At 37.2% G+C, this 22,558-nt stretch carries 23 protein-coding genes and 5 tRNA genes; 27 read left to right on the top strand and 1 reads right to left on the bottom strand.

Annotated features, from left to right (window positions below):
- The first annotated feature begins 2 nt into the window (after nt 1–2).
- The 17 genes from yhbY (at nt 3) to PK1910_RS03110 (ending at nt 10,995) form a co-directional block, all read left to right on the top strand.
- The gene (yhbY, locus tag PK1910_RS03190; RefSeq protein ID WP_004693176.1) at nt 3–287 is read left to right on the top strand and encodes a ribosome assembly RNA-binding protein YhbY; all 285 of its coding nucleotides are present in this window, start codon (nt 3–5) and stop codon (nt 285–287) included.
- Nucleotides 288–358: 71 nt separating this feature from the next.
- A complete protein-coding gene (gene proB, locus PK1910_RS03185; RefSeq protein WP_004693178.1) occupies nt 359–1,480 on the top strand; it encodes a glutamate 5-kinase in 1,122 nt (373 codons plus the stop codon).
- Nucleotides 1,481–1,489: 9 nt separating this feature from the next.
- Nucleotides 1,490–2,749, top strand: coding sequence for a glutamate-5-semialdehyde dehydrogenase (locus tag PK1910_RS03180; RefSeq protein ID WP_004697040.1), 1,260 nt, complete (start codon nt 1,490–1,492; stop codon nt 2,747–2,749).
- Nucleotides 2,750–2,888: 139 nt separating this feature from the next.
- The gene (gene nadD / locus PK1910_RS03175) at nt 2,889–3,503 is read left to right on the top strand and encodes a nicotinate-nucleotide adenylyltransferase (protein ID WP_331299430.1); all 615 of its coding nucleotides are present in this window, start codon (nt 2,889–2,891) and stop codon (nt 3,501–3,503) included.
- Between the two features lie 3 nt (nt 3,504–3,506).
- The gene (yqeK, locus tag PK1910_RS03170; RefSeq protein ID WP_287511239.1) at nt 3,507–4,076 is read left to right on the top strand and encodes a bis(5'-nucleosyl)-tetraphosphatase (symmetrical) YqeK; all 570 of its coding nucleotides are present in this window, start codon (nt 3,507–3,509) and stop codon (nt 4,074–4,076) included.
- 12 nt (nt 4,077–4,088) lie between these two features.
- Entirely contained in the window at nt 4,089–5,210 is a 1,122-nt protein-coding gene (locus tag PK1910_RS03165; RefSeq protein ID WP_021148082.1) for an LCP family protein, read from the top strand.
- A gap of 16 nt (nt 5,211–5,226) precedes the next feature.
- Nucleotides 5,227–5,589: a ribosome silencing factor gene (gene rsfS, locus PK1910_RS03160; RefSeq protein WP_021148083.1), complete on the top strand. Its 363-nt coding sequence runs from the start codon at nt 5,227–5,229 to the stop codon at nt 5,587–5,589.
- 1 nt (nt 5,590) lies between these two features.
- Nucleotides 5,591–6,499 carry a CvfB family protein gene (locus PK1910_RS03155; protein ID WP_024061794.1) on the top strand — a complete coding sequence of 303 codons (909 nt, stop codon included), beginning with the start codon at nt 5,591–5,593 and terminating at the stop codon, nt 6,497–6,499.
- A 5-nt stretch (nt 6,500–6,504) separates the two neighbouring features.
- Complete coding sequence (trkA, locus tag PK1910_RS03150) at nt 6,505–7,845, top strand: Trk system potassium transporter TrkA (protein ID WP_008713810.1); 1,341 nt, start codon at nt 6,505–6,507, stop codon at nt 7,843–7,845.
- Between the two features lie 12 nt (nt 7,846–7,857).
- Complete coding sequence (locus PK1910_RS03145; protein WP_120054740.1) at nt 7,858–9,345, top strand: TrkH family potassium uptake protein; 1,488 nt, start codon at nt 7,858–7,860, stop codon at nt 9,343–9,345.
- 15 nt (nt 9,346–9,360) lie between these two features.
- Complete coding sequence (locus tag PK1910_RS03140) at nt 9,361–9,957, top strand: MBL fold metallo-hydrolase (RefSeq protein WP_021148086.1); 597 nt, start codon at nt 9,361–9,363, stop codon at nt 9,955–9,957.
- Between the two features lie 50 nt (nt 9,958–10,007).
- Nucleotides 10,008–10,083 (top strand) — tRNA-Asp (locus PK1910_RS03135).
- Nucleotides 10,084–10,088: 5 nt separating this feature from the next.
- Nucleotides 10,089–10,164: transfer RNA gene (locus PK1910_RS03130), tRNA-Phe, on the top strand.
- A gap of 7 nt (nt 10,165–10,171) precedes the next feature.
- A tRNA-Gly gene (locus PK1910_RS03125) sits at nt 10,172–10,246 on the top strand.
- 9 nt (nt 10,247–10,255) lie between these two features.
- Nucleotides 10,256–10,330: transfer RNA gene (locus PK1910_RS03120), tRNA-Cys, on the top strand.
- A 14-nt stretch (nt 10,331–10,344) separates the two neighbouring features.
- Nucleotides 10,345–10,433, top strand: a tRNA-Leu gene (locus tag PK1910_RS03115).
- A 106-nt stretch (nt 10,434–10,539) separates the two neighbouring features.
- Nucleotides 10,540–10,995 carry a 2-thiouracil desulfurase family protein gene (locus PK1910_RS03110; protein WP_120054741.1) on the top strand — a complete coding sequence of 152 codons (456 nt, stop codon included), beginning with the start codon at nt 10,540–10,542 and terminating at the stop codon, nt 10,993–10,995.
- Between the two features lie 94 nt (nt 10,996–11,089).
- On the opposite strand, the gene PK1910_RS03105 is transcribed toward PK1910_RS03110, so the two are convergent.
- Nucleotides 11,090–12,922, bottom strand: a complete 1,833-nt coding sequence (locus tag PK1910_RS03105; protein WP_024061797.1) for a phosphoethanolamine transferase — start codon at nt 12,920–12,922, stop codon at nt 11,090–11,092.
- A gap of 169 nt (nt 12,923–13,091) precedes the next feature.
- On the opposite strand from PK1910_RS03105, the gene PK1910_RS03100 reads away from it, so the two are divergent.
- The 10 genes from PK1910_RS03100 to PK1910_RS03055 all read left to right on the top strand — a co-directional run bounded on the left by PK1910_RS03100 (nt 13,092) and on the right by PK1910_RS03055 (nt 22,553).
- Entirely contained in the window at nt 13,092–13,817 is a 726-nt protein-coding gene (locus PK1910_RS03100; RefSeq protein ID WP_024061798.1) for a segregation and condensation protein A, read from the top strand.
- Between the two features lie 12 nt (nt 13,818–13,829).
- Nucleotides 13,830–14,339, top strand: a complete 510-nt coding sequence (scpB, locus tag PK1910_RS03095; protein WP_004693207.1) for an SMC-Scp complex subunit ScpB — start codon at nt 13,830–13,832, stop codon at nt 14,337–14,339.
- 1 nt (nt 14,340) lies between these two features.
- Nucleotides 14,341–15,069, top strand: a complete 729-nt coding sequence (locus PK1910_RS03090; protein WP_004697430.1) for a pseudouridine synthase — start codon at nt 14,341–14,343, stop codon at nt 15,067–15,069.
- A complete protein-coding gene (locus PK1910_RS03085) occupies nt 15,066–16,313 on the top strand; it encodes a BaiN/RdsA family NAD(P)/FAD-dependent oxidoreductase (RefSeq protein ID WP_024061799.1) in 1,248 nt (415 codons plus the stop codon). The genes PK1910_RS03090 and PK1910_RS03085 overlap by 4 nt, the downstream gene beginning before the upstream one ends.
- An 8-nt stretch (nt 16,314–16,321) precedes the next feature.
- Nucleotides 16,322–17,005, top strand: coding sequence for a (d)CMP kinase (gene cmk / locus PK1910_RS03080; protein WP_004693214.1), 684 nt, complete (start codon nt 16,322–16,324; stop codon nt 17,003–17,005).
- Entirely contained in the window at nt 16,998–17,618 is a 621-nt protein-coding gene (locus tag PK1910_RS03075; protein WP_008600814.1) for a lysophospholipid acyltransferase family protein, read from the top strand. The genes cmk and PK1910_RS03075 overlap by 8 nt, the downstream gene beginning before the upstream one ends.
- On the top strand, nt 17,609–19,507 hold the full coding sequence (locus PK1910_RS03070; RefSeq protein WP_008600816.1) for a bifunctional 4-hydroxy-3-methylbut-2-enyl diphosphate reductase/30S ribosomal protein S1: 1,899 nt from the start codon (nt 17,609–17,611) through the stop codon (nt 19,505–19,507). The genes PK1910_RS03075 and PK1910_RS03070 overlap by 10 nt, the downstream gene beginning before the upstream one ends.
- Before the next feature lie 113 nt (nt 19,508–19,620).
- Nucleotides 19,621–20,955, top strand: coding sequence for a ribosome biogenesis GTPase Der (der, locus tag PK1910_RS03065; RefSeq protein WP_008600817.1), 1,335 nt, complete (start codon nt 19,621–19,623; stop codon nt 20,953–20,955).
- A complete protein-coding gene (gene plsY, locus PK1910_RS03060; protein WP_331299418.1) occupies nt 20,955–21,551 on the top strand; it encodes a glycerol-3-phosphate 1-O-acyltransferase PlsY in 597 nt (198 codons plus the stop codon). The genes der and plsY overlap by 1 nt, the downstream gene beginning before the upstream one ends.
- 3 nt (nt 21,552–21,554) lie before the next feature.
- Nucleotides 21,555–22,553 (top strand): NAD(P)H-dependent glycerol-3-phosphate dehydrogenase, encoded by a 999-nt coding sequence (locus tag PK1910_RS03055; RefSeq protein ID WP_004693223.1) that lies wholly within the window; start codon nt 21,555–21,557, stop codon nt 22,551–22,553.
- Nucleotides 22,554–22,558 lie beyond the last annotated feature (5 nt).

The following is a 22,558-nucleotide window of genomic DNA, read 5'->3' as shown; positions in this document are numbered from 1 at the left end:
TAATGACAGGAAAACAAAAACGGTATTTACGTTCATTGGCGGCTACAATACCACCGGTTGTCCAAATTGGTAAAAATGGTTTAGAGGATAGCGTTATAGATAGTGCTCGTGCAGCGATTACAGCACGTGAGCTTATTAAGGTTAAATTACATAATAATAGTCCTGAAGATAAGACAATTTTTCAAGACTTAGCAGATATGCTTGGCGCTGAACTAGTTCAAGTGATTGGTTTTAATGGTGTTTTATATAAAGCTAAAAAAGAACCTAAAATCATTTTGCCAAAATAATTTTATATCTAGTAGATCATAAAAATTTGTATACATCGTAGTTAAGAATTTCAACCTTAGGAGGTTAGTCTATGCGCAGCGCCATCGTTAATGCAAAACGAATTGTAGTCAAAGTTGGTAGCAGTACGCTTTGTTACACTAACGGACATTTAAATTTGGAGCGTATTGAAAGATTAGTGCGCCAATTATCAGATTTGGCTAACCAAGGTAAAGAGATTATTCTTGTTTCCTCTGGTGCTACTGGTGCAGGTCTTGCCCCTTTAGGCTTTAAAGAAAAGCCTAGAGATCTCGTATTAAAACAAGCAGCTGCTGCAGTAGGTCAAGGTATTCTCATTCATATGTACGAGCGCATGTTTCGAGAATATGGTCGAACCGTAGGGCAAATTCTTTTAACGAAAGAGGATAGTACTGGACGACATAGTTATCTTAACTTGCGTAATACATTACATACTTTATTGCAACTTAACGTTATTCCTATTATTAATGAAAATGACGTGGTTGCTATCGAAGAATTTAAAATCGGTGATAACGATACATTATCTGCTACTGTTGCAGGTATTGTAGATGCAGATTTACTTATCATTTTGTCAGATATTGAAGGCTTATATACAGCTAACCCAGCCACTAATCCAGATGCTACTTTGATAGAAACTGTTTCTGAAATTAACGATGAAACCTATGCTATTGCAGGTGGTGCTGGTTCTAATATGGGAACGGGTGGTATGTATACAAAAATTAAAGCTGCTCATATGGCAACAAATTCTGGTGTACCAATGGTTATTACCTCAGGTGAAGTAGAGGATTCTGTTCGTCGTGTATGTAAGGGTGAACAAATTGGGACACTCTTTGAAGCCCATGATGCAAGTTTATCTGGTAAACATCATTGGTTAGCTTTTGGTAAACGATTAAAAGGCTCCATTACGATTGATGACGGGTGTGCTCGCGCTGTTTTAGATAAGGGTGCTAGCATTCTGCCCGCTGGTATTATTGAAGTAGAGGGGACTTTTGGACCTGGTGATACAATTTCCATTTATCATGATCATAAGGAAATTGGTCGTGGACTTATTAATTATAGTATTGATGATATGAAGGCGATTAAAGGTCACAATACAAATGATATAGCCGAGATTCTGGGTATTAATACGACCTATGATGAGGCTGTACATCGTAATAATCTAGTTTTATTACACTGAGGAAATCCTATGAACCAGTATGAAAAAATTTGTAAAGATATGGGCCAGAGAGCTAAAACGGCATCTTTTGAATTAGCCCAACTCGACCAAGAAACTTTAGATTCTGCATTGTTAGCAATTGCTGATGCTGTAGAAGCACAAACAGATGAAATTATGGCGGCTAATGAGTTAGACCTAGAAAAATCTGTTGACTATAATTTACCTCGAACTATGATAGATCGATTGACTTTGACACCTAGTCGCATTGCTTTAATGGCAGAAGGGGTGCGTCAAGTGGCTGCTCTTGAAAGTCCTGTAGGTTCCATTATAGAAACAATCACTCGTCCTAATGGTTTGATTATTGAAAAGCGATCCGTACCTTTTGGTGTAATTGGTATTATCTTTGAAGCCCGTCCTAATGTAACCATAGATGCAGGTGTTCTTTGTTTAAAGACAGCAAATGCTACAATTTTACGAGGTGGTAAGGAGGCATTTCACACGAATCAAATCATCGTGTCTATCATGCGGAATACCTTAGAGTCGTTAGGTATTAATGGTGACTCTATTCAACTCGTTGAGGTGCTTGATCGAGATCTGGTTGGAGTACTTTTACAACAACGGGAATATATTGATGTAATCATTCCACGTGGGGGTGCTGGACTTATTCGTCGTGTTGTAGAAGATAGTAGTATCCCTGTTATTGAAACTGGTAGCGGTGTATGTCATACCTTTGTTGATGAATTTGCTGATTTAGAGATGGCTTTAGAAATTGCAGTCAATGCTAAAGTCCAACGTCCATCTGTATGTAACTCTATGGAAACCTTACTAGTTCATCAAGCTGTGGCTAGAGAGTTTTTACCACGCCTTAATATAGCACTACTAGAATATGGTGTTCGTATTCATGGTGATGAGGCTGTAGCTCAATATATGGTAAATACAATTCCTCTAACAGAAGAGTCTTTCAGCACAGAATACAATGATATGGACTTAAATGTGCGTATCGTTGAAAATCTTGAAGAAGCTATTGATCATGTGAATCGGTATACTACACATCACTCTGAGGCTATTATCACAGATGAACCTATGCGTGCTAATGTGTTTATGAATTTAGTGGATTGCTCTACTGTGTATCATAATGCATCTACACGTTTTACAGATGGCTTTGAGTTTGGCTTTGGTGCTGAGATTGGCATTAGTACACAAAAACTCCATGCTCGAGGTCCTATGGGGTTACAGGCTCTAACATCTTATAAATATTTTGTATTTGGAGAAGGCCAAGTACGGACGTGAAGAAATTATATTATTTTTTAAGGGCATACTATAGATACATTCAAACACCAAAGGGACGATATGAATGGATATCCTATATAAAAGCATTGCTCATATTCATCATTATTTGTGTCATTGTCATTAAGGGAGTGACCACATTATGGTAGATAAACGTCGTATAGGTATAATTGGTGGAACATTTAATCCCATTCATTTAGGTCATCTAATGATTGCAGAGGTGGCTTGTGAAAGCTTTAATTTAGAAAAGGTTATCTTTGTACCTGCTCGTATTCCACCACATAAGCAACATGATGTGATTGATAGTCATCATCGCTATGCTATGACGGCGGCCGCAGTTTCGGATAATCCAACTTTTGAAATTTCTGATGTAGAGATGCGCCGAGAAGGCCCTTCGTATACCGTTGATACGATTCAATATTTTAAAAAACTATATGGTCCTACTGTTGAATTTTACTTTATTGCAGGGACTGATACTATTCGTGCATTACCGACTTGGAAATTTATAGATGAACTTATAGATGAGGTTCATTTTATTGGAGCTACTAGGCCAGATGGATCAAGTGCTATTGATTCTACTTTGGATGAGTTAGGATCTAAAGCACGTGAAAAAATACATGTTATGGAAGTGCCTGAAATGAAATTGTCTGCTACGTATTTACGAGAGCGCTTACGGTCTGGAAAGACCGTTCGTTATATGTTGCCTAAATGTGTAGTGGATTATATAGAAGAAAACCATATATATGGGAAGGAATAAATGATGTTATCGTTTGATGAAATACAACATAGGGTAAGCCAATGGATGGGGAAAAAACGTTTTAAGCATACTCTAGGTGTTGTTGAATCCGCAACTCAGTTGGCTAAACTTTATAATGTTGATGTAGAAAAAGCACGATTAGCGGCATTGCTACATGATTGTGCTAAAGAAATGCCTTTGAAAGAGATGCAAGATTTGGTGAAGGAGAATAATTACAAAGCTGATGAAAAATTATTAGCCAATGGTAATCTTTTACATGGATTAGCAGGTATGATTCGAGCTAAACTTGAGTTCTCTATAACCGATTCAGAGATTTTAGAAGCTATTCGTGTTCATACAACTGGTAAGGTGGGAATGTCTAAATTAGATAAAGTTATATTCTTAGCAGATTATATTGAACCCAATCGTGATTTTCCAGGTGTTGATGAACTTCGAAATGTGGCTAAAAAAGATCTAAATAAGGCTGTATTGCTTGGTTTTGACAATACTATTAACCACCTTATTGAGCAACATCTTTCAATTTATCCTTTGACCATTCTTGGTCGTAATGATGTATTAAAATCTTGTAAATAATGGAGTTTTTATATGGACGAACGTGAACGTGCAAGAGCTCGCCGACGTAGAAAAAGACGTCAACAAAAGCCATCTGTGAAGTGGCCTAGAGTTATTTTGGCTATTGTTGTAGTTTTCACTTTGCTCGGTGGGATAGGGTATGGCATATATAGTGGTGTATCTTATGCATATAGAGCAATTGTAGGAACTACTGAAGCTACTGAAGCCGTGACAGATAGTGGAAATAAACAGGACGCAAATACTGTATCAGTAGAGCAAAAAGGCTTAGATAAACCTTTATATATTTTGGTTATCGGCACTGATGACAATAATCCTAGTCAAGGTGATAGTCTATTCCTATTATCTGTAAACCTTGATCAAAAAACGATGGACGTTATCGGCATTCCAAGTAATAGTAAAATCGATAATCGTGATCAAACCGATGCGACTATGTTAAATAGTATTTATGAAAAAGGAGGCATTGAACTTACTAAAGCTGTTATTGAGGATATGTTCCATATTTCAATCCCGTACTATGTAGTAGTTAATCAAACTGCCTTCAAGAAAACTAATGATGTGTTAGGAAATCAGCAAATTTATGTAGAACAACCGATGGAACATATTGATGCAGAAGGCAATATAGATATTGATTTGCGACGTGGTTACCAAACTTTAGATAGTAATAATGCCTTAGCGTATTTACGATATTCAGATCCTAAACACGATACCTTTACTCGTGTGCAACGACAAGAAAGATTCCTAAAATTGTGGGTGGAACAAGAACATAATGCATTTTTCTTAACAAATGCATGGCATATTTGGCGTATTTGGGATCATTATGATAGTAATATTTCTACTTTAGATGCTATTAAGTTGGTATACAATGCGAGCAAAATTAATAAGGAAGAAATTCATTTCTATATTCTTCCTGGAGAAAAAGAGCTTATAGGTGAAACGACTTATTGGAAGGTAAACCCTACGGAAGCTCAACGTTTAGTAGGGATAACAATGGGTAATTTGCCAGCTAATGAAATGACACAATTTATATCTGCACCAACTAATAGTACGTCGAAGGTTGCACCTGAATCAGAACATAATGGTGGCACTATTACAAAGCCAACAGAACCTGGTGAGGAGAGCGGTAGTAAGCGATAAGATAAGAGGCTAAATAATGAAAAAGAAAGAAGATATTAAACAAATCGTATTAGAGCTTGCACAAGCTGCATTTGATAAAAAGGGGAGAGATATTGAGATTCTTGATTTAGAAGGAATTTCTATGTTAGGCGACTATTTCTTAATTGTTAGTGCAAATAATAGTAAGCAATCTCAAAGTATTGCTGATGAAATGGAAGATAAAGCAGCCGAATTAGGTATAACAGTACAGCATAGAGAAGGTTATCGTGAAGGTGAATGGATCTTATTGGATTTTGGCGATATAATTTGTCATGTCTTTGGTGGTGATGAATTGCGTGAATTCTACAGTCTAGAAGAATTGTGGAATGATGCTGGTCGAGTTCCATTTGAAGGAGTATAATATGGCTACAGAATTGTTGGAAAATACAATTGCCACATTAAAAGTGTTGCGTACTAGTGATCAAGGTGCTTTTTTAGATGGTCAAACTGGCAATACTAATGATGATATATTGCTTCATAAAGATCAACAAATTGCTCCTGTGGCTATCGGAGATGAAGTCGAGGTTTTTTTATATCGAGATCCAAAAGGTCGTTTAACTGCCTCTATGCGTCTACCAGCCATGAAGGTTGGCCAAATTGGTTATGTTGAGGTTATCAATACTACAAATTTTGGTTGTTTTGTTGAGGTAGGTACAGAACGTGGTATCTTTATGCCTCATGCGGAGATGCGTGGTAGACCTCAGGTAGGTGAAAAAGTATGGGTTCGTCTATATACTGATAAATCCGGTCGTTTGGCGGTATCCATGGATGTAGATGATGAAATGCGTCGTGCTTCTAAAGCTGCAACAGAAGCTATGGTAGGACAACTTGTAAAGGGGGCAATCTATAATTTAACTAGTGAGGGGGCTTTTTTTATTACCCCTGAGCGTTGGATTGCCTTTTTGCATCGTTCCGAAATGACGAGAAAGTTAAAAGTAGGGGAAATGATTGAAGGCCGTATTACTTTCAAACGTGATGATGGTCGCGTTAATGTCTCTATGCGTCCTACAAAGGAAAAGGCTCTTGTTTCAGATGGAGATATTATCATGGGGTACCTGTTAAATCGTGGGGGTAAGATGCCTTATAGTGATGAATCTTCTGCTATGTTGATTAAAGATAAATTTAACATTAGCAAATCTGCCTTCAAACGTGCTTTGGGGCATTTAATGAAAGAGAAAAAGATTGTTCAAGAGGAGGGGTGGACATTACTTACCGACATAGGTCGGCAGTGGACACCGCCTGCTAATAATGAGTCCCAAGATGAGGAATAAAGTCAATGAAAATAGTCATTGTAGGTGCTGGTAAGGTTGGTTATTCATTAGCACAACGACTTATTCAAGATGATCATGATGTATATGTCATCGACCGTTCTCCAGAACGCATTCATAATCTTGAAAATACGTTAGATGTTAGTCTAGTTCTAGGGAATGGCAGTGATGTTCAATTATTGAATGAAATCGATATGTCTGATGTTGGTATGTTTATTGCTGTTACTGATTCAGATGAGGTTAATATGCTATCCTGTTCGGTAGCAAAAATAAAAGGTGTTCCTACGACTATTGCACGCGTTCGCGATAATAGTGTGGCGGAACATATGGATGAGGAGATACGAGCTCAATTAGGTGTTGATCTCTTCATCAATCCTGAAATGGTTACAGCTCAAGAGTTATTACGAATTTTAGAAACACCATCAGCTATAGATGTTGAGGAGTTCGGACAGGGTGCTGTGCGCCTTATGGAATTCAAATTGAATAATGAATTTCCTCTATTAGGACAGCCATTAAAAGAGATTCGCTTTCCTGAAGGTGTTCTGTTAGTTGGTATTTTACGCTATGGTGAAATGATTATTCCTCATGGTGAAAGTCGATTACAGGCTGATGATAGTGTATTTTTCCTAGGTTTGAAAGAGTCCGTTTCTGAAGTGGAGAACCTTTGGTTCCATAATTATAATACATTCTATAAACGGGCTGTCATTATTGGGGCAGGTCTCTTAGGTCGGAACTTAACTGTATTACTAGAAAAAGCTGGTTTTTCTGTGAAGGTTATTGAAAAAGACTTTGACCGTTGTGAGAACCTGGCAAATCAAGTGGATAAAGCTATGGTTATCAATGGAGATGGCACTGATTTTGATTTGCTTGAAGCTGAGGAAATTGCTGATAGTGATGTAATTATTGCTCTAACTGATGACGATAAACTTAATTTACTAGTAGCACTCGTAGGTAAGCATATGGGCATCCCAAAAACCGTTGTTCGTGTGGGACGGCCAGAATATATTATGCTGATGGAGCAAGTAGGTATTGACGTTGTATTTTCTCCACGTTTATTAACAGCAAGTCAAATTTTGCGCTTTGTACGAAGTGGAGAAGGGGTTGTATCTATTTCCACCTTTGAAGGTGGTAAAGCCGAATCTATCGAAATTGAAATTACCAATGAATCGCCTGTGGCAGGTAAACAATTGAAAGATATACGTTTACCTGGGAAGGCCTTAGTAGGTGTAATTTTACGGGAAAATGAAGCTATCGTACCTCGTGGTAATACTCAAATTTTAGATGGTGATCATATCGTTCTCTTTACATTACCTGAATCGGTAAGCAAATTGCTTAAATATCTTACTTAGTAAGGAGGGGCTATGCGAATTCAAATCGTTATGTCCTTAGTGGGTCGACTACTCTATATATTTGGGGTTTTTACTTTAATCCCTTTTATATACAGTGTTGTATTTGAAACTGCATATTGGTCATTCCTTATAACTACAAGCCTTTCTTTAGTTTTGGGGACGCTTTTATCTTATTACGGTTGTGAAAGTCAAAGCTTTAGTATTCGTGATGGGTTCTTAGTTGTATCCTCTACTTGGATATTCACGGTTATTTTGGGGGCTTTACCTTTTTTGGGGAGTGGCATATTGACTAATGTTTTTGATGCTTTATTTGAAGCCACTTCGGGTATTACTGCAACTGGTGCAACTATTATTTATAGTGTTGATGCGTTACCAAACACATTTGTATTGTGGCGTGGTCTTATGCACTGGGTTGGAGGGATGGGGATCATCGTCCTTATCTTATCATTTTTAAAGAATTTAGGAGCAGATGCAGCACATTTCTTTAATGCAGAGGCATCTGTACCAAAGCCTGGCGTTGTAATGCCACGTATTCAATCAATGGCCACCAAGCTTTGGCAGTTGTATATTGCCTTTACTGCTCTTTGCTTTCTTATGCTGTGGGCTGGCGGCATTGAACCTTTTGATGCGTTAAACTATGCCTTTTCTATTATTGCCACAGGTGGATTTGCACCGACATCAGCAGGGGCTTTTATTTATGAACAAAGTAATTATATTTGTTTCGTATTTATATTCTTTATGTTTCTTGCTGGTGGCAATTTCTCTGTGTATTACAATGCACTTCAAAAAGGAATTCGCGTTTTAATTAATGATTTTGAAACACGTATGTACTGGCTTGTAGTGTTTATTGGTATTGCTATTGTATCAATATCTCTAGCATTACAATCTAGCTATTCTAGTCCTTTAGAGATTGTTAGAAATGCTGCCTTTAATTTAGTTTCGCTTCAAACTGGTAGTGGTTTTGCTATTAGTGATTATGATTTGTGGCCTGCTGCAGCACAGATGATGTTATTTATTTGTACATTTTTTGGTGGTTGTAGTGGTTCTACAACGGGCGGTGTAAAAATTATACGACTTATTATTTTGATTAAGAGTTCTATAATTTATCTGCGAAAATCAATTCATCCTGATATGGTTCAAGTAGTACGTATTAATGGCAAACCGATGCCTACTAAATGGATCCAGATGACACATCAATTTTTATTTTTATATTTAATGATTTATGTGATATCTGTTTTTCTAATGACTTGTACTGGTCTTAATACATATGATTCTATGCAAGTGGTTACGGCCTTTCTTAGCAATGTAGGACTAGGGTTTGGTGGCTTTGGTCCTACTGATTCCTTTAATGTTATGCCGGATACTGCTAAATGTATTGCTATTGTAGACATGTTACTAGGTCGTTTGGAGTTATTTACGATTTTAGTTATGCTTCACCCTCAGTTTTGGGAAGGGTATTTTATTAAAAAAGAGGTTCCTAAACGATATCGTATTCTATAGGAGGGCGGGAACTATATGGAAGTTATAAAACGTCCTCTAGGGCTTTATAAAGCAAATTGTTATGTGCTTATCAAAGAGGGAAAATCTATAATTATTGATCCGGGCTTTCATTGTAACCATATTATTGATATGGTTGCAGATTCTGAACCCATAGCAGTTTTATTGACACATGGTCATTGTGATCATGTGTCAGCCTTGGATGAAGTGTGTACACATTATAATATTCCCGCTTATTTACATCCTTTAGATCAAGAGTTGTTACAGTTAATTCGACGGAGACCAAGTGTATATAAGAAAAAAATGTATACACATTGTAATGATTTAGTAGAGGGGCAATTAAATTTAGATCCTTTTGATATATTAGTTCATCATACACCTGGGCATAGTGCGGGATCGGTTTGTTTAGAAATTGAAGGGTATCTATTTACTGGTGATACCTTATTTAAGCAAAATGTGGGAAATACAGATAATTATAAAAGTGATCCAGCTGATTTGATTAAGAGTTTGAAATATCTTTTAACTTTGTCCAAGGATTTGATTGTTGAGCCAGGACATAGGGAATCTACCATATTAAAAAATGAGGAAGAATTTATTAAAAATATTGTAGTATAGTGTTGACAAAAGTCCTGATAACCGATATACTAAGCAAGTACTTTGGTTACGGCCCCGTGGTGTAGCGGTTAACATGTCGCCCTGTCACGGCGAAGATCGTCAGTTCAAATCTGATCGGGGTCGCCATTTATGCCTCGGTAGCTCAGTTGGTAGAGCAACGGACTGAAAATCCGTGTGTCGACAGTTCGATTCTGTCCTGAGGCACCATTTATATGCGGGAATAGCTCAGCGGTAGAGCACCGCCTTGCCAAGGCGGGGGTCGCGAGTTCGAATCTCGTTTCCCGCTCCAATTTTATATGGCGGCATAGCCAAGCGGTAAGGCAGAGGTCTGCAAAACCTTTATTCCCCAGTTCGATTCTGGGTGCCGCCTCCACAATCGTTACCCATGCCGGGGTGGCGGAACAGGCAGACGCAACGGACTTAAAATCCGTCGGTTGGAAACAACCGTACCGGTTCGATTCCGGTCCTCGGCACCAATTAAGACTAACTTAGGGTTAGTCTTTTTTCTTATATACAATTAAAACGATTTGTGAAAATTATTACTATAAGTTACGTATAAATATATAAGAGATAGATAAATCTATGAATAAGAAACCTAAGTTATTAATTAGTGAATGCCTATTTGGTGTACCTTGTCGATATGATGGCAAAGACAATTATATAGAAACGATAGAGGCTCTAAAGGAATATTATGAATTAGTACCTGTATGTCCGGAAGTGTTAGGGGGACTTAGTACGCCTCGTGATCCTGCGGAGCGGCAGGGTGAACGTATATGTACTGTTAATGGAGCTGATGTTACCGATGAGTTTGTAAGAGGTGCTCAATTAACAGTTGATATTGCACTAAAATATGGTTGCAAGCAAGCTTTGATGAAGGCGAAAAGTCCTAGCTGTGGATATAAGCGCATTTATGATGGAACTTTTACTAGAACAATGAAAAATGGCCATGGATGTACTGTAGAGGCTCTACTTGAAAAGAATATAACAATTTATACTGAAAATGATATAGAGCTTTTACTTGCAAAAAAAAAGAGATGAGTTTAACTCATCTCTTTTTGATTATATCAAGTTATTTTACTAGTAAAATAACTCAATATAATAGAAAAATAATGGCTACAATATTAATTAAAGACTACTTGTTTGCATTAACAGGATCATTTGCTAATGGTTGTTCACCAAGTAATGTAGTTAAGTTATGTAGATTAAATCGATATTGAGCATTACTAAAATCTCGTGTTGCATCATATCGTTGACTTGGAGCATGCATGAGACCAACTAATGTATCGTATAGCAAATCATTAGTAAAGAATTGATGCTCGTGTTTTGCAAGTACCTCAGCAGTCTGTGGATAGGTTGAGCGATATTGTGGAGATAGGTATACCCAGAATGGAATATGTGTCATAACAAAATCAAATGTATCAGGGTTATGCGATTTGTCTAAACTTTCACCGTGATCGGAGAAATACACCATGGCTTGTAAGTTTAATTTGTCTTTGCCATAATTGTAAATTTGTTGTAATAACCAGTCTGTGTATAATTGGCTGTTAGCATATGCTTCTTGACCATCAGGATACGGACCTTGTTTCCACTTGCTAAATTCATGAGGGTAACGGTCATTGTAATAAATATGACTACCCATAATATGTATAACGATAAAGTTGTTTTTGGTAGGATCTACAGTTTCTAATAATGGCAATAGAGCTTCATCATATCGATCTGAGAATGCATAAGATTCATGGGCCCATTTTGTTGTGTCTGCAGTCTTAGCCATTAATGAAATAGCTGTATCATATTCACCGAATACACCTTGATTGCTAAACCAAGAAGTCGTGTATCCCGCTTTTTTAGCAATATCTAAGATATTGGCTGAATCAAGAAATGGTTTATCATCATATTGATTTCGTTCAGATAGTGCACGCTCCAAGGTTGGTACTGTTTGTACGTACGATGAATAGGCATTATCAAAGAAGACAAAGTCTTTATTGTCCGAACGCATATTGCCTTGCCATGGAGTATCGTCATATGGGAAGTTTGGATTATATACTTTCATATAATCTCGAGAACTAGATTCTCCAATGACTAGAATAATAGTACCAGGTGTTTTGTTCACCGCTGTTTCCTTTGTGTCTAAATTAAAGGAATCAAATACTAAGTGGTGATTATCATTATATTGTTGCATTTGTTTTACATAATCGCCTGCAGCAATCCAGTTCGCCACAATACAGGTTTGTGGGAACAAAAAGAATGGTACATATACTAAAAAAGCTACAAGGGATGCGATAAGCATAGCTGAGCGCATAGGGCGTGTAGTATTTAAGTTTACTACTGCTTTCATCCCTAAGTTAGACCAGTACAATAAATAAGTCCATAAGATAAGACCAATACTTATTGTTATAAGACCAGGTATTCCAGCTGCATTCTTTAAAAAACCAAATGCTTCTTCTGGATTGGTCATATATACGGCTAGCAGACTGGCTGGCGTTAAGCAATGCCAAGTAGTCATGTAATAGCCAATTTGTAAGAATGGTATTAAGCTCAAGATCATGGAAATGATAGCCATGATTAAGGATGTTGTTTTATGGAAGCGATTTGTTTGGTTCAGTAAAAACTGAATGCCTGATAATCCCATGAAAATTAATAAGCCAAATAAAAAATCATTAGCAAATTCATAGAAGTATAATGGCTTCACATAGGACCAATGGAATAAAAGAGGAAAGGTAAGTGCCCATAAGATTCCGACTAGGCCATACCCTAAAAAAGGCCTGTGGAAAACGGTACACCCCATAAAATATTGAAATAAAAAGGTACCTACAATTGTTGGTACAGCTAAAATCGTAATATCCTCTACATCAAGCCCTAAGGTTATGGGCTCATAAATTAAAAATAAGATGATATATAAAACAATACCTATAATACCAAAGCGAAAAATTGGATTTCGCCCAATTTGCCTCACACTCGATGACATAATAAATCCTCTCTAAAAGGAATACACAATAACGTATCTTTTTTTAATATAAAATAATTACAATAATAAAGATAGCAGATGAGTGTAAAAAAAACAATTATTTGAAAGTACTACTATAAATGCTTTATAATTATATAGTTAAAAACATTTTTTCTGAGGATTGGGTTTTATGGGAGATTATAACTACAAGTTGGACGTTTTTGAAGGTCCCCTTGATCTGCTCTTGCATCTCATTGAAAAACATAAAATAGAAATTACCGATATTCCTATCGTTGAAATAACGAGTCAATACTTGGCATATCTAGACAATTGGAACCATTTTGATATTCATTATAGTAGTGAATTTCTTGTTATGGCATCTACCTTATTACAGATTAAATCACGCATGTTATTACCTAAGGCTGAACCTGAGCCTGATGAAGCAGAGGATCCACGTGACGAGTTGGTAGCAAAATTAGTAGAATTTAAGAAAATTAAGGATATTACATCTCTATTAATGGAGCGTACCGCTGTATCTGCGAATATATTTAGTCGTCCTGAAGAAACGAGTGTGCTTGGATTAGATAGTGTATATAATTTGGAACTTTCACAGTTATATCAAATTTTTTATCAAACTATAAAACGGGCTAAAGAGTTACCAGAAGAAGAGACAATTCGTGAGGTAAAGGTTGAAAAGGATACGTATAGTTTAGAGGACATGATTATATCCTTGTCTAGTCGTATACATCGTGGCGAATGTCTATATTTTAGGGAGTTATTAGTAGCAATTGATACGAAAAGTGGTATGGTAACTATCTTTATGGCTGTTTTAGAATTATTAAAACAACAAGTTATGGAAATGCGCTATGAAGATGATGATATTATATTCACTGCTACCTTAGAGAGGGCCGTGTAGAAAGGGGGCCATATGAGCTTACCAACGATGCATTTAGAAGCCGTTTTGTTTTCATCGGCAAAGCCTATATCGATAGATATGTTAGCAGAAGTGTTTGGGCTTTCCACAGAGGCGACACAAAAATATATAGAAGAATTACAACGAGAACTAGAAGAACAGAATCGAGGTATTCGAATACGTATATCTGGAGCTGGTGTTGAATTAGTAAGCGCTGTTGAATGTGCTGATTATGTTGGGCATATTCGTAAAAGAGAAGATAAATTATCTAATGCGGCTATGGAAACATTAGCTGTTATCGCCTATAAGCAGCCTATTACAAAGGCTGAAATCGAAGAGGTGCGCGGTGTAAATAGCGATAAAATTATAAAACAATTATTAACTCGATCTCTTATAGCTGAATTAGGTCATAAGGATACTGTAGGTAGACCGATTCTATATGGCACGACTGATGAATTTTTGAGAAGTGCTGGTGTAGAATCGATAGAAGCCTTACATCAAGAAGTTTCGGAAACAGAAGGATAGCATGGAACGATTACAAAAATATATTGCCAGTTGTGGTATTGCATCACGGCGTAAGGCAGAAGAACTAATTACAGAAGGTAAAGTACAGGTCAATGGTCGCAAGGTAACCGAATTAGGGGTCAAAATTAATCCACAAAAAGATAAGGTTAAGGTTAATGGCCAATTATTGGCTCAAGAGAAACCAGTATATTATTTGTTAAATAAACCAAAGGGTGTCATTACATCTGTGTCTGACCCTCAAGGTCGAGAAACAGTTTTAGATTATATAAAAAATGAAACGAAACGAATTTACCCTATTGGTCGTCTCGATTTATATACAGAAGGTTTGTTACTGCTTACGAATGATGGAGAGTTGGCACAAAATCTAACGCACCCATCTAAAGGCGTGGAAAAGACTTATGAAGTTCGCATCAAAGGTCGTGTTCGCGATGATGATTTACAAATTATTGCAAATGGTGTAGAGCTTGAAGATGGTATAACTGCACCTGCGACAATTGTAGATTTAGGTTTTGATGATCATAATGGTGTACATGAAGTAGAAATTACAATTCATGAAGGTCGTAATCGTCAAGTTCGTCGTATGTTTGAACACTTTGGCTATCGTATTCATAATTTAAAACGTATTGCGTATGCTGGTCTTACTTTAGGTGGTGTGAAACGAGGCGCTTCTCGTCAACTAACAATTCGTGAAGTAAAAGCGCTAAAAGCATTGGGGACAGATAAGGCATGAAGCAAATCATAGTCATTGGCGGTGGTGCGGCAGGTCTAATGGCAGCTGTTATAGCAGGCCGTGAAGGAGCACGCGTCATCTTATTGGAAAAAATGAATATGGTTGGCAAGAAAATGGGCATTACCGGTAAAGGTCGCTGTAATATTACGAATAGTGCAGATATGACCGAATTTATAAAAAATACGCCTGGTAATGGTAAGTTCTTGTACGGTGCCTATGAACGCTTTAGTAATGAAGATCTTCTGGACCTTTTGCATAGCTGGGGGTTAAAAACTAAAGTAGAACGTGGGGGACGAGTGTTTCCTGAATCCGATTCTGCATTAGAAGTTCGCAATATCTTTATGAAAATCCTAAAAAAGTATAATGTTCAAGTTCATTTAAATGAACCTGTTACATCGATTACTGTACAGGAAAATCGTGTAGTTGGTGTTACAACGGATAAGGAACAATATGCTTGTGATGCTGCTATTATTTGTACTGGTGGTGCATCTTATCCATTGACAGGCTCTACTGGTGATGGTTACGTTTTAGCCGAAAAAGTGGGACATACTATTACTGATATTCGTCCATCCTTGGTTCCTATCGTTACAAACGAAACGTGGGTAAAGGAAATTATGGGGCTTAGTCTTCGTAATGTTGAGGTTTCCGTAATTTCTAAAAGTAAGGTACAAGCAAAACAATTTGGGGAAATGATGTTTACTCATTTTGGTCTTACGGGGCCTACAATTTTATCATTAAGTCACACGGTAGGTAAGTTGCTTCGTAAGAAAAATCCTCAAGTTACCATTGAAATTAATCTTAAACCTGCTTTAACTGCAGAAGTATTGGATAAGCGCTTGCAAAAGGATTTTGATTTATACTCTAAAAAACAATTGTCTAATGGGATGAAGGATTTACTACCTGTTAATCTTATTCCCATTGTTATAAAGCTTGCTGAGTTAAATCCGGCTAAACCAATTAATCAAATTACAAAGGAAGAGCGTTTGCGCTTATGCCATGTATTGCAACATATGACAGTAACTGTTAAGGAATTACGACCTGTAGCGGAAGCTATTGTTACAGCAGGTGGTATTTCATTAAAAGAATTTAATCCTAAAACTATGGAGTCTAAATTGATTGGTGGTTTATATGGTGCTGGTGAAGTACTAGACATAGATGCTTTTACAGGAGGCTATAATTTACAAGCTGCCTTTTCCACAGGCTATGTGGCGGCTATGCATGCCGTACACGGTGATAAAGAATAGAGGTTATTATGAACACTAAAAAAATTGCCATTGCTATTGATGGTCCTGCTGGGGCTGGTAAAAGTAGCATTTCTAAAGTAGTGGCCAATGAATTAGGGTATTTATATATCGATACAGGTTCCATGTATCGCGGTGTTACATGGGCAGTTCTTGATAGTCAAATCGATGTTAAGGATCAAGCTGCTGTAGAAGCTTTATTACCTTCTTTAAATTTGACTTTAGAGCCTACTGCAACAGCATGCAAGGTCTATATTAAAGGGAAAGATGTTACATCATTAATTCGCCAGCAGCAAATTAATGATAATGTATCGACTATAGCTTCTTATAAAGGGGTTCGACAATATTTGGTAGAACGCCAACAAGAGATGGCCGCCGTTGGGGGAGTTATATTAGATGGACGTGATATCGGTTCTGTCGTATTACCTAATGCAGAGCTAAAAATTTATTTAACCGCTTCTGTAGATGCGCGTGCAAAACGTAGATGGTTAGAAGTACAAGGTACATCAAACGAGCAAACACTAGATGAAATTAAAAAGAATGTTGTTAGTCGTGATGAAATGGATAAAAATCGTGAAGAGTCTCCACTTGTATGCGTTGAAGATGCAGTAGTTGTAGACTCTAGTAATATGAATTTCGATGAAACTGTGGCATATATATTGAATTTAGTACAGGAGACAATCAATCATGAATAAATTTTCTACCTGGTTATGGCGTACCGCTTTTTGGCTTCGCTATAAGGTAGGGTATGGGTTGAAAGTATATGGTCGCGATAATTTTCCAATGGAAGGGCCTGTTATCGTGGTGCCTAATCATTTAAGTAATAACGATCCCCCTATCTGCGGCTATGCTTTGCCTAGACATGTACACTTTATGGCTAAACAAGAATTATTTGTGAATCCCATTTCACGTTTTTTTTGTACATGGCTTGGTGCATTTCCGTTAAATCGCGGTGCTATTGATAAAGTTGCTATTCGTCATGCCATGGGACTACTTAAAGACAATAAGGTTTTAGGCATATTTGCAGAAGGAAACCGTCAAAAAAGTGGTAAACTTGGTAGATTCCATGATGGTGCAGCATCAATTGCTCTTAGAACAGGTGTTAGCATAGTGCCTGTTGCTATCATTGGCTCTCACAATATGGAACGTAATAAAGTGGCTTGTATTATTGGTAAACCAATCCCAGTTGAAAAAGCTAAAGCGACTCCAGAAGCAATTCAAAAAGTAAATGATAGTGTTAAAAGTGAAATCCAACGAATGATAGATTCTTATCATAACAATTGTATAGAGGAGACTTTATGGAAATAATTTTGGCTGAAAACCATGGTTTTTGCTATGGTGTAAAACGGGCTGTCGAAATGGCAAATGAAGCTGCAAATAGCGATGGTAAAAGCTATACATTAGGACCTATTATTCACAATCCTCAAGTTGTAGGTCGTCTTGAAGATAAAGGGGTAAGCCCTGTTCAAGAAGTGTCTGATATCGCTGAAGGCACAATGATTATTCGCTCTCATGGTGTAGGACCTGCTATTTATGAAGAGGCAGAAGAAAAAGGATTACATGTTGTGGATGCCACATGTCCACATGTAAAAAAGGCACAGCAAGATGCAAAGTCTGTTATAGATGAAGGTATGACTTTGGTGATTTTGGGAGAAAAAAACCATCCTGAGGTCAAAAGCATTAATTTATGGGCAAATAACGAAGGAATAATCATCGAAGATGAAGAATCCGCTCAAAAACTACAAGTTGTGGAAAAAATGGGCGTTGTTGTACAAACAACCTTTTCACAATTCAAATTTAACAGTATAATAGACATATTAGAGAAAAAATCTAAGAATCTTAAGGTTTTCAAAACGATATGCAATGCAACGCAAGAACGACAGAATTCTGCCGTTGATTTAGCACGTAATGTAGATCTTATGATAGTGATAGGCGGTAAGAACAGCGGCAACACAAACCGATTGGCAGAGGTTTGTCGTGACGTTGGATGTACAACGTATCACATTGAAACTTCTACTGAATTACAACTGGAATGGTTTAACCGAGTACAGACGGTAGGAGTAACAGCAGGAGCATCGACTCCCGACTGGATTATTAAGGAGGTCATTGAGACAATGAAAGATTTTGCAGAATTATTAGCAGCCGAAGGTCAAGAAGAATTTAAGAAAGGGAACGTTGTAGAAGGTACAGTAGTTCAAGTCGAAGATGAACGAGCTTATGTATCTTTTGGCTACAAAACTGAAGCCATTTTGAACAGAACTGAAATTTCTTATCCAGCACCAGAATCTGCCAAAGATGTGTTAAAAAATGGTGATGAAATTAAAGCAGTTATCATGAATCACATCAAAGAAGATAATCCTATTTATCTTTCCATGACTCGCTTGGCTAAAGATGAAGATTGGCAATATGTTATCGAAGCACAAGAAAAAGATGAAGCTATCGTATGTAAAGGTATTGATGCTATCCCAGCAGGTTTAGTAGTAACAGTTAAATCTCTTCGTGGTTTCATTCCATTGTCCCAAGGTGATGTTCATTTCGTGAAATCCTTGGACAACTTGGTTGGTACAGAATTTGAAGCTAAAGTACTTGAAATCGATGAAAAGAAAAACCGTTTGGTTCTTTCTCGTCGTGCAGTATTGGAAGTGGAACGTCAAGCTAAATTAGCTGAAGCATTGAAAAATATCAACGTTGGCGAAAACTATAAAGGTATCGTTCGTAAAATTATGCCTTATGGTGCATTCGTAGATATCGGCGGTATTGAAGGTTTACTTCACATTTCCGATATTTCTTGGCAAAAAATCAAAAAAGTGGAAGATGTTCTTTCCGTTGGCCAAGAAATCGAAGTTAAATTACAATCTTTCGACGCTGAAAGCAATAAATTATCCTTGTCCTTAAAAGCTTTATCTAAGAGCCCATGGGACGTTGCTGAAGAAACATTGCATGTTGGCGATGTTATTAAAGGCAAAGTTGTTCGTTTAGTAGCTTACGGTGCATTCGTAGCTGTTAATGACGACATCCAAGGTTTACTTCACATTTCTCAAATTACAAAACAACGTAATGCGAAAGTTGAAGATTACTTGAATCGTGGTCAAGAAGTTGAAGTTAAAATCATTTCTCTTAACAAAGATGAAAAGAAATTGGGTTTGGCTTTGACTGAATTGATGGAATCAAAAGAAACTGCAGAAGACGCTGAATAATTCATTGTCTAATATAAGGCTAGCCAAGGTTTCCTTGGTTAGCCTTTTTGCGTACTTTACTTAGTATATGATAAAATATAGTAATGTATTAGATTAGATAATGAGGTGAAACTATGGCAAAACCATTAGTGGCTGTTGTAGGCCGTCCAAACGTAGGTAAATCTACACTTTTTAATGCCATTGTTAATAAACGTATCTCTATCGTTGAAGATATTCCTGGTGTGACAAGGGACCGTATTTACTTCGATGCAGAGTGGTTAAATCGTGAGTTTACAATGATCGATACTGGTGGTATCGAGTTCATTACTGACAATAGTCATGTTATTCCTAAGATGATGCGACTACAAGCGGAATTAGCAATTGAAGAAGCAGATGTAATTCTATTTGTCGTTGATGGTAAACAAGGTATTGTACCTGCTGATGAAGAGGTCGCAAATATTCTTAGAGCTAGTGGAAAACCTGTTGTACTCGTAGTTAATAAGATTGATAGTGTAAATCAAGAACCGAATATTTATGAATTTTACAATCTTGGTTTGGGGGACCCCATTGGTATTTCCGCTAAAAATCTTATGAATTTAGGTGATCTATTGGATGATACTGTAAAACATTTTCCTCCAGTAGGTACTAATGTAGATGATGAAGATACTATTCATGTTGCTATTATAGGTCGTCCAAATGTGGGTAAATCTTCTTTGACTAACGCATTGTTAGGACAAGATCGTGTAATTGTATCTGATGTAGCAGGTACTACTCGAGACTCTATTGATACGTATTGGACTCATGAGAATCAAAAGTTTGTACTTATTGATACAGCAGGTATGCGTCGTAAGTCTAAAATCGAAGAAGCTGTTGAACGATATAGTATTGTTCGTTCTTTGCGATCAGTAGATCGTGCTGATATTGTAGTTCTTGTACTAGATGCTCAAGATGGTGTTACAGAACAAGATAAAAAAATTGCAGGTTACGCTTACGAAGCGGGTAAAGGCGTAGTCATTGTTGTTAATAAATGGGATCTTGTTGAAAAAGATGATAAAACTACATTGCGTTTTACTGAAGATATTTATGATGAATTAGGTTTCTTGCAGTTTGCACCTATCCTGTTTGCTTCGGCTTTAACTAAGCAACGTATTCATCGATTAGCTGATATGTTGAAGTTCGTATCTGAACAACAATATCGCCGTGTATCTACGGGGACGTTAAACCAATTATTACAAGATGCACAAACTGTAAACCCTGTGCCGTCTCGCAATGGTAGAATTCCAAAAATTTATTATATGACGCAAGCTAGTGTTAAGCCGCCTACATTCATTTTATTTGTAAATGAACCAGAGCTAATTCACTTCTCTTATATGCGTTTCTTAGAGAATCGATTGCGTGAGTCCTTTGGTTTTGAAGGAACACCGATTCGTTTAGTATTACGTGGCAAGAAACGGGATGATGAAGACTAATGGATATTTTGATTATTGTATATGCTGTATTATCATATCTTATCGGTTCGATTCCTAGTGGATTAATTATAGGTAAGTTTTTCTTTAATACAGATGTACGGCAATATGGCTCTAAAAATATTGGCGCTACTAATACATATCGTGTTATAGGTCTTAAAGCAGCCTTACCTGTATTTCTATGTGATGCTTTAAAAGGGGCAGCAGGAGTAGTGCTACTCTCACCCTATGGGTCTATGTTTATGATCTTAGGTGGTATTCTTGGAATGATGGGGCATAACTGGTCTGTTTTTTTGGGCTTTAAAGGTGGTCGTGGCGTTGCTACGGGTTTAGGTGTACTTATTGCTCTTTCACCAATAGTAGCATTGATTTGCTTTTTGGTATGGGGTGTTATCGTATACTTCACTAAACTTGTATCTTTAGGCTCTATCATTGCCGCTGCATTAGTACCAGTACTGATGTATTTCACTGGAGAATCCTTCTGGTTTGTTGGCTTTGGCGGATTAGCAGCTTTGTTTGTCATTGTACGTCACTGGGATAATATTAAGCGTCTACTTGCTGGAAATGAGTTAAAAGTAGAGCGCATTAAAAAGGATTAAAGAATGAATGTTGTTGTTATCGGCTCTGGTAGTTGGGGGACGGCCCTTGCTATTAAATCCGTTTTAGCTGGAAATACTACAACTATATATTGTCGTCGTCCAGAATTTGCAGATAAACTTGCAAAAGACTTAGAGAATAAAGACTATTTACCAGGTGTAAAACTTCCAGAAGAATTACAATATAGTTCTGATTTAGAGGCCTGTATTAGTAATGCCGAAGTGGTATTAATGGTTACTCCTTCTGTACATGTACGTACCAGTTTAGAGGCTATTAAACCGTATGCTCATAAAAATCAAGCCTATATTCTATGTTCAAAAGGTGTAGAACGAACCAGTGGCAAACTTTTGACGACTGTGATGAAAGAGGTTCTTGCTACCATAGGGTGTAATTTAGCGGTTTTGTCTGGACCTAATCATGCAGAAGAGGTTGGTCGCAACTTACCTGCTGCATCTGTGCTGAGTACTGAAAGCCTAGAGGTAGCTACAACATTGCAAAAGGCATTATGTAGTCAAAATTTTAGAATTTATGCAAATACTGATATGATTGGTGTTGAACTAGCAGGAGCCACGAAAAACATCATTGCCCTTGCAGCTGGTATTGCAGATGGTTTAGCTTTAGGGGATAATTGTAAGGCTTTACTATTAACACGTGGTCTTCATGAGATGACTCGCTTTGGGGTGGCCTTAGGGGCCCAAAAAGAAACCTATGCTGGTCTTGCTGGTATGGGGGATTTGATTGCTACTTGTATGAGCCCACATGGTCGTAACCGTGCGGCTGGTCAAAAACTAGCCGAGGGTAAGACTATGGATTTTATTGTTAATCATACTAATATGGTTGTAGAAGGATTTTTCGCAACAGAAATTATTTATACAATGGCTTGTAAACATCAAATTGAAATGCCTATAACGAAGGCTTTATATGAGGTTTTATACGAAAAAAAATCTCCATCCATAGCATTAGCTGAGTTGATGGGGCGTGATATTAAAATTGAAGTATCATAAATAAA

The sequence above is a fragment of the Veillonella parvula genome, assembly GCF_036456085.1.
GTDB classification, from domain to species: domain Bacteria; phylum Bacillota; class Negativicutes; order Veillonellales; family Veillonellaceae; genus Veillonella; species Veillonella parvula_E.
Note: the sequence above shows the minus strand (reverse complement) of the source record. Positions and strands in the feature narration are given on the sequence as shown.

Excerpts from the sequence above, each read along its gene's own strand:
- der (WP_008600817.1), top strand. The coding sequence starts at position 19,621 with ATGGCAAAACCATTAGTGGCTGTTGTAGGCCGTCCAAACGTAGGTAAA.
- yqeK (WP_287511239.1), top strand. The coding sequence starts at position 3,507 with ATGTTATCGTTTGATGAAATACAACATAGGGTAAGCCAATGGATGGGG.
- PK1910_RS03140 (WP_021148086.1), top strand. The coding sequence starts at position 9,361 with ATGGAAGTTATAAAACGTCCTCTAGGGCTTTATAAAGCAAATTGTTAT.
- PK1910_RS03110 (WP_120054741.1), top strand. The coding sequence starts at position 10,540 with ATGAATAAGAAACCTAAGTTATTAATTAGTGAATGCCTATTTGGTGTA.
- scpB (WP_004693207.1), top strand. The coding sequence starts at position 13,830 with ATGAGCTTACCAACGATGCATTTAGAAGCCGTTTTGTTTTCATCGGCA.
- PK1910_RS03105 (WP_024061797.1), bottom strand. The coding sequence starts at position 12,922 with ATGTCATCGAGTGTGAGGCAAATTGGGCGAAATCCAATTTTTCGCTTT.
- nadD (WP_331299430.1), top strand. The coding sequence starts at position 2,889 with ATGGTAGATAAACGTCGTATAGGTATAATTGGTGGAACATTTAATCCC.
- cmk (WP_004693214.1), top strand. The coding sequence starts at position 16,322 with ATGAACACTAAAAAAATTGCCATTGCTATTGATGGTCCTGCTGGGGCT.
- PK1910_RS03090 (WP_004697430.1), top strand. The coding sequence starts at position 14,341 with ATGGAACGATTACAAAAATATATTGCCAGTTGTGGTATTGCATCACGG.
- PK1910_RS03085 (WP_024061799.1), top strand. The coding sequence starts at position 15,066 with ATGAAGCAAATCATAGTCATTGGCGGTGGTGCGGCAGGTCTAATGGCA.
- rsfS (WP_021148083.1), top strand. The coding sequence starts at position 5,227 with ATGAAAAAGAAAGAAGATATTAAACAAATCGTATTAGAGCTTGCACAA.
- PK1910_RS03165 (WP_021148082.1), top strand. The coding sequence starts at position 4,089 with ATGGACGAACGTGAACGTGCAAGAGCTCGCCGACGTAGAAAAAGACGT.
- plsY (WP_331299418.1), top strand. The coding sequence starts at position 20,955 with ATGGATATTTTGATTATTGTATATGCTGTATTATCATATCTTATCGGT.
- trkA (WP_008713810.1), top strand. The coding sequence starts at position 6,505 with ATGAAAATAGTCATTGTAGGTGCTGGTAAGGTTGGTTATTCATTAGCA.
- PK1910_RS03100 (WP_024061798.1), top strand. The coding sequence starts at position 13,092 with ATGGGAGATTATAACTACAAGTTGGACGTTTTTGAAGGTCCCCTTGAT.
- yhbY (WP_004693176.1), top strand. The coding sequence starts at position 3 with ATGACAGGAAAACAAAAACGGTATTTACGTTCATTGGCGGCTACAATA.
- proB (WP_004693178.1), top strand. The coding sequence starts at position 359 with ATGCGCAGCGCCATCGTTAATGCAAAACGAATTGTAGTCAAAGTTGGT.
- PK1910_RS03070 (WP_008600816.1), top strand. The coding sequence starts at position 17,609 with ATGGAAATAATTTTGGCTGAAAACCATGGTTTTTGCTATGGTGTAAAA.
- PK1910_RS03075 (WP_008600814.1), top strand. The coding sequence starts at position 16,998 with ATGAATAAATTTTCTACCTGGTTATGGCGTACCGCTTTTTGGCTTCGC.
- PK1910_RS03180 (WP_004697040.1), top strand. The coding sequence starts at position 1,490 with ATGAACCAGTATGAAAAAATTTGTAAAGATATGGGCCAGAGAGCTAAA.
- PK1910_RS03155 (WP_024061794.1), top strand. The coding sequence starts at position 5,591 with ATGGCTACAGAATTGTTGGAAAATACAATTGCCACATTAAAAGTGTTG.
- PK1910_RS03055 (WP_004693223.1), top strand. The coding sequence starts at position 21,555 with ATGAATGTTGTTGTTATCGGCTCTGGTAGTTGGGGGACGGCCCTTGCT.
- PK1910_RS03145 (WP_120054740.1), top strand. The coding sequence starts at position 7,858 with ATGCGAATTCAAATCGTTATGTCCTTAGTGGGTCGACTACTCTATATA.